The organism is Brevundimonas sp., from assembly GCF_041648615.1.
GTDB lineage: Bacteria > Pseudomonadota > Alphaproteobacteria > Caulobacterales > Caulobacteraceae > Brevundimonas.
Genome location: NZ_JBAZOS010000036.1, coordinates 21,282 through 32,216, shown reverse-complemented (window position 1 = coordinate 32,216; position 10,935 = coordinate 21,282). Strand labels below are relative to the sequence as shown.

General features: G+C 68.1%; 13 protein-coding genes. 6 read left to right on the top strand and 7 right to left on the bottom strand.

Features of this window, described 5'->3' with window-relative positions; all coding sequences use genetic code 11:
• Both phaC and WC555_RS12730 read left to right on the top strand, forming a co-directional pair.
• A partial coding sequence (gene phaC / locus WC555_RS12735) for a class I poly(R)-hydroxyalkanoic acid synthase (protein ID WP_373254090.1) occupies positions 1–1,869 on the top strand: 1,869 nt, incomplete at its 5' end.
• Positions 1,866–2,249, top strand: coding sequence for a hypothetical protein (locus tag WC555_RS12730; protein WP_373254089.1), 384 nt, complete (start codon positions 1,866–1,868; stop codon positions 2,247–2,249). The genes phaC and WC555_RS12730, both read left to right, overlap by 4 nt.
• On the opposite strand, the gene msrB is transcribed toward WC555_RS12730, so the two are convergent.
• The 5 genes from msrB to rplM form a co-directional block, all read right to left on the bottom strand.
• Positions 2,237–2,731: a peptide-methionine (R)-S-oxide reductase MsrB gene (msrB, locus tag WC555_RS12725; RefSeq protein ID WP_373254088.1), complete on the bottom strand. Its 495-nt coding sequence runs from the start codon at positions 2,729–2,731 to the stop codon at positions 2,237–2,239. The genes WC555_RS12730 and msrB overlap by 13 nt on opposite strands.
• Positions 2,732–2,927: 196 nt before the next feature.
• Positions 2,928–3,860: an N-acetyl-gamma-glutamyl-phosphate reductase gene (gene argC / locus WC555_RS12720; RefSeq protein WP_373254087.1), complete on the bottom strand. Its 933-nt coding sequence runs from the start codon at positions 3,858–3,860 to the stop codon at positions 2,928–2,930.
• Between the two features lie 9 nt (positions 3,861–3,869).
• Positions 3,870–4,298 (bottom strand): hypothetical protein, encoded by a 429-nt coding sequence (locus tag WC555_RS12715; RefSeq protein WP_373254085.1) that lies wholly within the window; start codon positions 4,296–4,298, stop codon positions 3,870–3,872.
• 120 nt (positions 4,299–4,418) lie between these two features.
• The gene (gene rpsI, locus WC555_RS12710; protein WP_373254083.1) at positions 4,419–4,952 is read right to left on the bottom strand and encodes a 30S ribosomal protein S9; all 534 of its coding nucleotides are present in this window, start codon (positions 4,950–4,952) and stop codon (positions 4,419–4,421) included.
• Positions 4,953–4,954: 2 nt separating this feature from the next.
• Positions 4,955–5,431: a 50S ribosomal protein L13 gene (rplM, locus tag WC555_RS12705; RefSeq protein WP_373254081.1), complete on the bottom strand. Its 477-nt coding sequence runs from the start codon at positions 5,429–5,431 to the stop codon at positions 4,955–4,957.
• Positions 5,432–5,809: 378 nt separating this feature from the next.
• On the opposite strand from rplM, the gene WC555_RS12700 reads away from it, so the two are divergent.
• Entirely contained in the window at positions 5,810–6,268 is a 459-nt protein-coding gene (locus WC555_RS12700; RefSeq protein ID WP_373254080.1) for a RidA family protein, read from the top strand.
• A gap of 197 nt (positions 6,269–6,465) precedes the next feature.
• The gene (locus tag WC555_RS12695; protein ID WP_373254078.1) at positions 6,466–7,620 is read left to right on the top strand and encodes a GNAT family N-acetyltransferase; all 1,155 of its coding nucleotides are present in this window, start codon (positions 6,466–6,468) and stop codon (positions 7,618–7,620) included.
• 4 nt (positions 7,621–7,624) lie between these two features.
• On the opposite strand, the gene WC555_RS12690 is transcribed toward WC555_RS12695, so the two are convergent.
• Complete coding sequence (locus WC555_RS12690) at positions 7,625–7,984, bottom strand: phage holin family protein (protein WP_373254077.1); 360 nt, start codon at positions 7,982–7,984, stop codon at positions 7,625–7,627.
• Between the two features lie 104 nt (positions 7,985–8,088).
• Here WC555_RS12690 and WC555_RS12685 point away from each other — a divergent pair, with 104 nt between their 5' ends.
• Positions 8,089–8,526: an HIT family protein gene (locus WC555_RS12685; protein ID WP_373254075.1), complete on the top strand. Its 438-nt coding sequence runs from the start codon at positions 8,089–8,091 to the stop codon at positions 8,524–8,526.
• Positions 8,527–8,608: 82 nt separating this feature from the next.
• Positions 8,609–9,019 carry a DUF1761 domain-containing protein gene (locus WC555_RS12680; RefSeq protein ID WP_373254074.1) on the top strand — a complete coding sequence of 137 codons (411 nt, stop codon included), beginning with the start codon at positions 8,609–8,611 and terminating at the stop codon, positions 9,017–9,019.
• Here WC555_RS12680 and WC555_RS12675 read toward each other — a convergent pair.
• Positions 9,016–10,863 carry an ABC transporter transmembrane domain-containing protein gene (locus WC555_RS12675; RefSeq protein ID WP_373254072.1) on the bottom strand — a complete coding sequence of 616 codons (1,848 nt, stop codon included), beginning with the start codon at positions 10,861–10,863 and terminating at the stop codon, positions 9,016–9,018. The genes WC555_RS12680 and WC555_RS12675 overlap by 4 nt on opposite strands.
• Between the last annotated feature and the right edge of the window lie 72 nt (positions 10,864–10,935).

The window sequence follows — 10,935 nt, the reverse complement described above, 5'->3', positions numbered from 1 at the left end:
GCGCCCAGACCCGCCCAGGCCCCGAAGCCGGAACCGGCGCCCGAGCCCGCCGCCGCCCCCACGCCGGCAGGCGCCTTCGCCTTCCCCGGCGCCGACCAGCGCCAGATGCTCGAAACCCTGTCCATGAACCTGGCCAGGGCGGCCATGACGGCCCAGTCGGCCATCGCCGAGGCGGCCCTGTCCCAGGCCGACCGCCCCGCCGCCCTGTCGCCGGACCCGTTCCACATCGGCCCGGCCATGAACTCCGTCATGACCAGCCTGGCCTCGCGCCCGGACAAGCTGTTCGCCGCCCAGGCCGACCTGTTCAACCGCTACATGGACCTGTGGGCCTCCACGACCCGCCGCGCCGCCGGCGAGGAGGCCCCCGCCCCGGCCTCGCCAAAAGACCGGGGCGACAAGCGCTTCAAGGACCCGGCCTGGTCCGAAAATCCCCTGTTCGACGTCATGCGCCGGTCCTATCTGGTCACCGCCGACTGGATGAACGGCCTCGTCTCCAGCGTCGAGGACGTCGATCCTCTGGTCAAACGCCGCGCTGAATTCTTCACCAAACTCCTGACCGACGCCTTCTCGCCGTCCAACTTCCTCGCCTCCAACCCCGCCGCCCTCAAGGCCCTGGCCGAGTCCAACGGCGAATCGCTGGTCAAGGGGATGCAGAATTTCGCCGCCGACATGGAGCGCGGCGCCGGCAAGCTGAAGATCAGCCAGGCCGACTACGGCAAATTCGTCGTCGGCGAGAACGTCGCCACGGCCCCGGGCCAGGTCGTCTGGCGCGACGAGCTGTTCGAGCTGATCCAGTTCGATCCCGCCACCGACAAGCAGCGCGCCATTCCCCTGCTGATCTTCCCGCCCTGGATCAACAAATTCTACATCCTCGACCTCCAGCCCGACAACTCGATGATCCGCTGGCTCTCGGCCCAGGGTTTCACCGTCTTCGTCTGTTCCTGGGTCAATCCGGACGTCGACAAGGCCGGCTTCGGCTTCGATGATTATCTCGAGAAGGGCGTCTACCGCGCCGTCGAAAAGGCGCTGGAGCAGTCGAAGTCAGACCATATCAACACCGTCGGCTACTGCATCGGCGGCACATTGATGGGCGCGGCCCTCGCCCACATGGCGGCCAAGGGCGACAAACGCGTCTCCGCCAACACCTTCTTCGCCGCCCAGCACGACTTCGCCGAGGCCGGCGATCTGCTGCTGTTCACCGACGAGCACTGGCTCAATGAGGTCGAGCAGCAGATGGACGCCGCCGGCGGCGTCCTGCCCGGCGCGGCCATGGCCGAGACCTTCAACGCCCTGCGCGCCAACGACCTGATCTGGTCCTTTTTCGTCAGCAACTATCTGATGGGCAAGGACCCGCCCGCCTTCGACCTGCTGTTCTGGAACGCCGACCAGACCCGCATGCCCAAGAAGCTGCACATGGACTACCTGCGCTCCATGTACGGCCAGAACCGGCTGGCGCGGGGCGAGTTCACGATCGGCGGGATCAAGGTCGACCTGTCGAAGGTCGCCATCCCCCTCTATTTCCAGGCCAGCCGCGAGGACCACATCGCGCCGATGAATTCGGTTTACCGTTCGGCCCGGGCCTTCTCGAACGCCGACGTCACCCTGACCCTGGCCGGCTCGGGCCATATCGCCGGGGTGGTCAATCCGCCATCAGCGCACAAATACCAGCACTGGACCAACCCCGCCCTGCCCCCGACCCTCGCCGAATGGCAGGCGGGCGCCGAGGAGCATCCCGGCAGCTGGTGGGAGCACTGGGCCGCCTGGCTGCACGCCCGCTCCGGCGGCTGGGTCCCGGCCCGCGATCCCGAAAAAGGCCCGCTTCCGCCCATAGAACCGGCGCCGGGATCCTATGTGAAAGTGAAGTCTTGAAGCGTCTCGAACCGAACCTGCTGCTGGCCATCACCACGGGTATCGCCCTGCTGCTGGTGGTCATCACCGCCACCGTCTACGGCCCGCCCATCGGCCTGATCCGCAATCCCCTGCTGGCCATCATCTGCGCCGGCGGCTTCGTGCTGCTGAACCCGGTGATGCTGCGGATGATGAAGATCGCCCCCCGCCCGCCTCTGATCCATCCCGGCAGCCGGGGCACGGCCGGCTGGGCGACGCTCTTTCCGATGCTGGTCATCGCCGCCGCCGCCATACCGGTCTTCATGCCCGGTCCCGACTACGGCCTGCTGGTCATCATCGCCTCGGTCTGGTTCGGAGCGACGGTGGAGTCAGCGATCAGGGCGCGCTCTCAGGCGGGCTGAAACTTCAGCGCCACGCCGTTGTTGCAATAGCGTTTTCCGGTCGGCCGCGGCCCGTCCATGAACAGATGCCCCTGATGCCCGAGGCAGCGGGCGCAGTGATACTCCGTACGCGGAATACCGATGGCGAAATCGGTCTTTGTGCCGATATTGGCGGCGATCACGTCATAGAAGCTGGGCCAGCCCGTGCCGCTGTCGAACTTCCATTGCGAGCGGAACAGCGGCAGGTCGCAGCCCCGGCAGACGAAGGTCCCGCGCCGGTGTTCGTCGTTCAGCGGACTGCTCCCCGGCCGCTCGGTCGCCTCATGCCGCAGCACGTCATAGGCCGCCCGCGGCAGCCGTTCGCGCCACTGGGCGTCGGTCAGACGCCGGAACGGCGAGTTCGCATACTGCCGCTCGGACGCGTCCGCGCTTCCCGGCGAACAGGCCGACAGGGCGACCGCGCCGGCGGTCAGGAACAGATGACGGCGGTTGAGCTGGGTCATGCGGGAGATACGTCGGCATCCACGACGCGGTTTCAAGTGCCCCTTCCTTCTCCCCTTGGGGGAGAAGGTGGCTCGCGAAGCGAGACGGATGAGGGGTAAGCCCGGCCGGGCTCGCTCTCAACCGACCGGACCAATGCCGCCAGCCCCCTCACCCGGGCGGCTCCGCCGCCCACCTTCTCCCCCGAGGGGAGAAGGATCACGACAGCCCGGTGTCTTCCGCCAGCCCCAGCATCAGGTTCAGGTTCTGCACCGCCGCCCCCGAGGCCCCCTTGCCGAGGTTGTCCAGCAGGGCGACCAGCCGGACCTGCTCGCCCGCCCGGTCGCCGAACACATGCAACCGCATGGTGTTGGTCCCGTTCAGCCCCTCCGGATCGATTCCGGACATGGCCTCGGTCTCTTCCAGTTCGGCGACCTCGACGAAGCGGCAATCCGCATAGGCCTCGGCCAGGGCCCCGTGCACCACCTCGACCGACGGCGACCCCGGCAGGGCCGCCAGCTGCAGCGGAACCTCGACCAGCATCCCCTGCCGGTAGGCCCCCACCGCCGGCGCGAACAGCACCGGCCGCTCCAGCCCCGTATGCAGCGTCATCTCCGGCACATGCTTGTGCTTCAGCGACAGGCCGTAGGCGCGGAACGCCCCGGCCCCGCCGGCCTCGAACTCCGCGATCATGGCCTTGCCGCCGCCCGAATAGCCCGACACCGCATTGACCGTCACCGGCCAGCCCGCCGGGATGACCCCCGCGCTCACCAGCGGCCGGACCAGCCCGATGAAGCCCGTCGGATAGCAGCCGGGGTTCGACACCCGCTTCGCCGCCGCGATCTTTTCCGCCTGCCCCGCCGCCATCTCCGCGAAACCATAGGTCCAGGCCGGATCGACCCGATACGCCGTCGAGGCGTCGATCACCCGCACCGCCGGATTGTCGATCATCGCCACCGCTTCCTTCGCGGCGTCATCGGGCAGGCACAGGATCACCGCGTCTGCCGCGTTCAACGCCTCGCGCCGCGCCTCGACATCGCGCCGCCGGTCGCCCAGCAGGATCAGCTCCAGATCGCCGCGCGCCTCCAGCCGCTCGCGGATCTCCAGCCCGGTGGTCCCGGCCTCGCCGTCGATGAAGATGGTGTGGGTCATCCGTTACTCTCAAGTCTTTCCGGGTTCGTCAGGGACGATCGATTTGAGCCAAGCATCGAACTCTGCCGACGATTTTTGAGAAGCGGCCTTTGCAGCCTCCGCCTCTGGCCCGGTGTCCGAATAGCGATACGAAGTTGGGTCGGGACCGTACTGCGCCTCGCGTTGTCTTTTACGCTCGGACCGCTGATCTGCGTCTGCCAAGATCGATCCTGCGATCGAGTCTATTTCGGCGGGATCTTGCCACCGCATCAGCTCTCCCCGGCCATTCCGCTGTCGAGCCGCGTCATGCGCTCTCCAGCATAATTCCCGGGCGTAAAGCGCCGACAACTCGGCGGCGGTGGCAGATCGCTCCACTGCTCGTCGGATCGGCCGCAGGAGCATTTCCAAGCCGATCAATAGGCCAGCAAGAAGCAGTGAACCGATGGTCAACGTACTCATGAGTTTGTCCCCACGACGCCAATAGTGCCTATCCGTACCTCAGCATCCCTGACAGCAGCCAAAGAAAAAGGGCGCTCCGGTTTCCCGAAGCGCCCCATTCCGAACCGTAGGTGAAACGGCCTAGCGCTTCGAGAACTGGAAGGACTTGCGGGCCTTGGCGCGGCCGTACTTCTTGCGCTCGACGACGCGGCTGTCGCGGGTCAGGAAGCCGTGCGGCTTCAGGACCGGGCGCAGCGCCGGCTCATAGTGGGTCAGGGCGTGCGACAGGCCGTGGCGGATCGCGCCGGCCTGGCCCGACAGGCCCGAGCCCTGCACGGTGCAGTCGACGTCGAACTGGGTCAGACGGTCGGTCACTTCCAGCGGCTGGGCGATCATCATGCGCAGGATTTCGCGGGCGAAATACTGCAGCTGATCCTTGCCGTTGATGGTGATCTTGCCCGAGCCGGGCTTGATCCACACGCGGGCGATCGCGTTCTTGCGCTTGCCGGTCGAATAGGCGCGGCCCTGGGCGTCCAGCTTCTGGACATAGACCGGGGCGTCCTCGGAGGCCGAGGCGGTGCCCAGGCCCTTGAGGGCGTCGAAGCCGGTCGCGGCGGGCGCGGCGGCGGGGGCGTCGTTCTCGACGACGGGCGTTTCAGCAGTCACGTCGGTCATGCTCAGACGCTCCGGGTGTTCTTGGAGTTGGCCGACTTGAAGTCGATCGTTTCCGGCTGTTGGGCTTCGTGGGTGTGCGCGGCGCCGTTGAACAGGCGCAGGTGCGTCATCTGCAGGCGGGCCAGCGGGCTCTCCTTGGGCAGCATGCGCTCGACGGCCTTCTCGAGCACGCGCTCGGGGAAGCGGCCGTTCAGCACCTTCTCGGGGGTCGTCTGCTTGACGCCGCCGGGGTGGCCGGTGTGACGGTAGTAGATCTTGTCGGTCAGCTTCTTGCCGGTGAACACCACCTTGTCGACGTTGGTGACGACGACATAGTCGCCGCAATCGACGTGGGGGGTGTAGTCGCCGCGGTGCTTGCCGCGCAGACGATTGGCGATGAAGGTCGCGAGACGGCCCACCACGACGCCTTCGGCGTCGATGTGAATCCACTTCTTCGTGACCTCGGCCGGCTTCAGCGCGACCGTGGTGCTCTTCAGCATGTTCGGGGTTCCTGGGACAGACGAACGGGGGCCCCTCCCATGACGGGGACGAGCGGAAGGCGCGCTGATAGAGGATGGGGGGCGTGGGGTCAAGGCGGTGTTATTGCAGACATCGCACCTATCCTGTTGAAATAAAACACTTATCATATAATGGTATTAAAATACCACACCTTTTCTCCCTCCCCTTCATGGGGAGGGATGGCGAAGCGCAGCGGAGCCCCGGGCGGGGAACGCCAGTCCCGCACCGACGACCCCCGGCTTCACACTTCCCCACCCTGTCGTCGCTACGCGCCGACATCCCTCCCCACTTCGGGGGAGGGAGAAGACAACGCCCCCTGCCCGCGCTAAACCGCCGCCAACCCTTCAGGAGCTTCGCCCATGACCGTCGCCGCCCGTCTCGCCGAACTCGGCATCGTCCTGCCGGAACCCGCCAGCGCGGTGGCCAACTATGTGCCCTTCGTCCAGACGGGAAATCTCGTCCACATATCGGGCCAGCTGTCGAACGACGCCTCGGGCGGAATCAAGGGCACGGTCGGCGCCGACGTCTCGCCCGAACAGGCGAAGGACGCCGCCCGTCTGTGCGGCGTCAATCTGCTGGCCCAGATCTCGGCGGCCTGCGGCGGCGACCTCGAACGCGTCGTCCGCGTCGTCAAACTGGGCGGCTTCGTCCAGGCCGCCGGCGATTTCACCGCCATCCCCGCCGTCATCAACGGGTGCTCCGACCTGATGGTCGAGGTCTTCGGCGACAAGGGCCGCCACGCCCGCTCGGCCGTCGGCGTCTACAAACTCCCCCTCGGCTTCGCCGTCGAGGTCGACGCCATCGTCGAGGTGCGGTGAGCTCCGCTGCTCAACCCTTCCCGCGAAGCGGGTTCATCACAAAGGACACGAAGGAAACACGAAGGGCACAAAGAGGCCGGAGCCATTCACAACTCCCTTCGTGTTCTTTGTGAATCCTTCGTGCCCTTCGTGATGAACCTTCCCCTCGCCAGTCCGGCGCACGATGAAGATCAGGGCCCGCTTCGCGGGACGCCCGCATGAGCCCGGCGTTCCAGATCCACGTCCACGACCGCATCGCCGACATCGGCCGCGAGGCCTGGGACGCCTGCGCCGCCCCTTCGGGCGACCCCTTCGTCTCATACGACTTCCTCGACGCCTGCGAGGCCTCCGGCAGCGCCGTCCCGCGTCAGGGCTGGGCCGGCCGCCATCTGTCGCTGCGCGATGAGGCCGGCCGCGTCCTCGGCGTCATGCCCCTCTGGCTCAAGGGCGACAGCCAGGGCGAATACGTCTTCGACCACAGCTGGGCCGACGCCTACCAGCGCGCCGGCGGCCGCTACTATCCCAAGCTGCTGGCCGCGGTGCCGTTCACCCCGGTCACCGGCCCGCGCTTCCTCGCCCATCCCGACGCCGACGCCGCCACCGTGCGGCAGGCCCTGCTGCAGGGCGCCCTCGCCCTGACCGAACGGCTCGGCGTCTCTTCCCTGCACGTCAACTTCCCGACCCGGCCGGAATGGGACGCCATGGGCGAGGCCGGCCTGCTCCAGCGTCAGGACATGCAATACGTCTGGCGCAACGGCGGCTACGACACCTTCGACGACTTCCTCGCCGCCCTGTCCTCGAACCGCCGCAAGACCATCCGCCGCGAGCGCCGCGAGGCGCAGGCGGGCCTCGACATCCGCGTCCTGACCGGGGCCGACATCACGGAAGCCCACTGGGACGCCTTCTTCGCCTTCTACATGGACACCGGCGAGCGCAAATGGGGCCGGCCCTATCTGACCCGGGACTTCTTCAGCCGCATCGGCGCGACCATGGCCGACCGCATCGCCCTCGTCATGGCCTTCCGCGACGGGGAAGCGATCGCCGGGGCGCTGAACCTGATCGGCGCCGACGCCCTCTACGGCCGCCAGTGGGGCGCGCTGGAGGAGGTCCCCTTCCTCCATTTCGAGCTCTGCTACTACCAGGCCATCGACTTCGCGATCGCGCGCGGCCTGTCGCGCGTCGAGGCCGGGGCCCAGGGCGAGCACAAGATCGCCCGCGGCTATCTGCCGTCACCGGTGTATTCGGCCCATTTCATCGCCGACCCGGCCCTGCGCGAGCCTGTCGCCCGCTATCTCGAGGGCGAGCGGCCCGCCGTCGAGGCCGAGATCGCGGTCATGACCGAGGAACTCTCGCCCTTCAGGAAGGACGGCTGATGGATCAGACTTCGCGCCGCGAATCCTCGCCGATGAACCAGCCGGCGATCCAGCTGACGATGCCGGTGACGATGGCCGCGCCGATGCCCGCCCAAAGGCCGTCGACCACAAACCCGCTGAGCAGGACCGCCACCAGCCCGATCACCGCCGCATTCACCACCAGCAGGAACAGGCCGAAGGTGATGACCGTCAGCGGGAAGGTGAGAATCGTCAGGATCGGCCGCACGATGGCGTTGGCCACGCCCAGCAGCACCGCCGCCAGCAAGAGCGTGGGCGTATCCGTGAACGCGACTCCGGGCACGACCTGCGCCGCCAGCCACAGGGCCAGGCAGGTGACGAGAAACTGGACGATGAAACGCAGCATGGCCGACTCCCTTTTGACCTTGACCCTAACACCCGAAGGCCGCCGGGGCTCCCCTCGTCCGGGCCGCGTCGCTAAGCTGTCCTGAAAGCCGCCCGGAGCCTCCCGTGACCCTGAAAGCCCCCTACGATCCCGACAACATCTTCGCCCGAATTCTGCGCGGCGAGATTCCGGCGGTGAAGGTCTGGGAGGACGACCACGTCCTTGCCTTCATGGACGTCTTCCCCCAGTCGGAAGGCCATGTCCTGCTGGTCTCGAAAACCTCGACCGCCCGCACCCTGCTGGAGATCGAACCCGACGCCCTCGCCCGCCTCGCCGAGGCGACCCGGCGCACCGCCCGCGCGGTCGAAACGGCGCTCCGGCCCGACGGCGTCCAGATCATGCAGCTGAACGGCGACGCGGCCGGCCAGACTGTCTTCCATCTGCATTTCCACATCATCCCGCGCTGGGCGGACCGGTCCATGAAGGGCCACGGCCACGCCCCCATGGCCGATACGGAAACCCTGCGCGCCCTCGCCGACCGCATCGCCGCCGCGCTCGAGTGAACACCGTTCATTGATCGCCTCGCGAACAGGCGTAGCCTTTGTCCGGAGGCGGATCGTCCGCGGGCCTTGGGAGGGGCTGGACATGACTGCGAAACTGAACTGGCTGGGCATCGTCGTGGCGACCGTGGTCGCCTTCTTCATCGGCTTCCTATGGTACGGCCTGATCTTCGCCGAGAAATGGATGGCCCTGACCGGCGTCACCGACGAGAGCGGCGGCGATCCCGTATGGATGCTGCTGGGTCTGGTCCAGACCTTCGTCACGATGGTCGGCCTGGGCTGGTTCATCGCCCGCGAGGGCGCGCCGGGGTTGATGAACGGCCTCAAGATCGGCCTGGCCGCCGGGGTCTGCTTCGCCCTGATGACCTCGGCCTACGGCTTCATCTACCAGACCTCGCCGATCGGCCTGCTGCCCATCGACTGGAGCCATCTGCTGGTCGTCTACGCCGTCGGCGGCGCCATCATCGGCGGCCTGCGGATGAAGCCGAAAGCCTAGTCGGCGCGGAACTGCAGTTCGGCCAGCCGGGCGTACAGCCCGCCCTGGGCCATCAAGGCCTGGTGCGTGCCTTCCTGCACCACCCTGCCGTCCTCCATCACCACGATGCGGTCGGCGCGCAGGACGGTGGCCAGGCGGTGGGCGATGACGATGGTCGTGCGGCCCTCCATCGCCTGATCGAGGGCGGCCTGCACCAGCCGTTCGTTCTCGGCGTCCAGCGCCGAGGTCGCCTCGTCCAGCAGCAGGATCGGCGCGTCCCGGACCAGCGCCCGGGCGATCGCCATCCGCTGGCGCTGCCCGCCCGACAGGCTCTTGCCGCGCTCGCCCAGCGGCGTGTCAAAGCCCTCCGGCAGGGCCTCGACGAAGGCGAGGGCCTGCGCCTCCTCGGCCGCGGCCCGCACCGCCGCCTCGTCGGCGTCTTCCCGCCCGAAGCGGATATTCTCGCTGGCCGAGCCCGAGAACAGCGGCGCCTCCTGCGACACCCAGGCGAACCGGCTGCGCACCGCGACCGGATCGGCCTCGCGCACATCGACCCCGTCCACCGACACCACGCCGGACTGCGGATCGTAGAAGCGCAGCAGCAGCCGGAACACCGTGCTCTTGCCCGCCCCCGACGGCCCCACCAGCGCCACCGTCTCGCCCGGCCGCACCGTCAGCGAAAATCCCTTCAGCGCCGGCAGGTCGGGCCGGCCCGGATAGGCGAACTGCACCGCCGACATCGACACCTCGCCCGTCGGCGGCTCCGGCAGGGCCCGCGGCGTCTCCGGCGGCCGGATCGCGGCCTCGCTACGCATCAACTCGTCGATCCGCTCCATGGCCCCGGCCGCCTTCTGCACATCGCCCCAGCTCTCGCCCAGCGCCCCCACCGCCCCGGCCGCGAACACCGACAGCAGCACGAACTGCAGCAGGGCGCCCGGCGTCATCCGCCCGGCGATCACGTCCTGCGCGCCCAGCCACAGCACCAGGGTCACGCCGCCGAACATGACGATGATGATCATCGCCGTCATCAGGGCCCGCGCCTTCATCCGCACCAGAGAGACGCCGAACGCGTCCTCGACGGCCTGGCCGAAGCGGTCGATGGCGCTGGCCTCGCGGCCGAAGGCCTGGACCGTCTCGATCGCGTCCACGCTCTCGCCGGCGAAGCCGACGGCGTTGGCGAACCGGTCCTGCGACGCCACCGTCAACTTCCGCACCCGTCGCCCGAACAGGAAGATCGGGCCCAGCAGCAGCGGCACGACCAGCAACACCATCCCGGTCAGCTTGGGACTGACCACGAACAGCAGGACGGTTCCGCCGATCAGGGTCAGGAAATTGCGCAGGGCGAACGACACCGAGGTCGTCAGCAGCGTCTCGACCAGGGCGATGTCGGTCGTCAGGCGCGACAGCACCTCGCCCGTCCGCATCGCGGCGTAGAAGGCCGGATCCAGCGTCAGGATGCGCCGGAACAGCCCCTTGCGCAGATCGGCGATGACCCGCTCGCCGGTCTTGGTCACGAAATAATAGCGGACGGCCGTCGCCAGCCCCAGGAACAGGGCGTTGGCCCCCAGCAGCAGGAACCACAGGTTCAGCTGCGATCCGCCGTTGTCGAAGCCGTTGTCGATCGCCCCGCGCGCCGACGCCGTCAGCGCCAGGGAGGCGGCCGTGGACAGGATCAGCCACAGCGCCGCCATCGCCAGATGGCCCTTGTGCCGCATCGCATAGGGCAGCAGCCGGCCGAGCGGACGGATGTCGCGTCGCCTCTCGCGCCGCTGCCCCGCCTCGCCCAGCTGTTCGATCAGAACGGCCCCCGCGCCGGGGCGTCCCCGGATGTCAGCGGCGTCGGCGGTGGCGGTTGCATCTGTCATGGCGCGCGCCTCTTGCCCCGGATCGCCCCCCGGTGTAAACGCCGCCGCTCATTCCCGCCCTTCGCTGGCGGG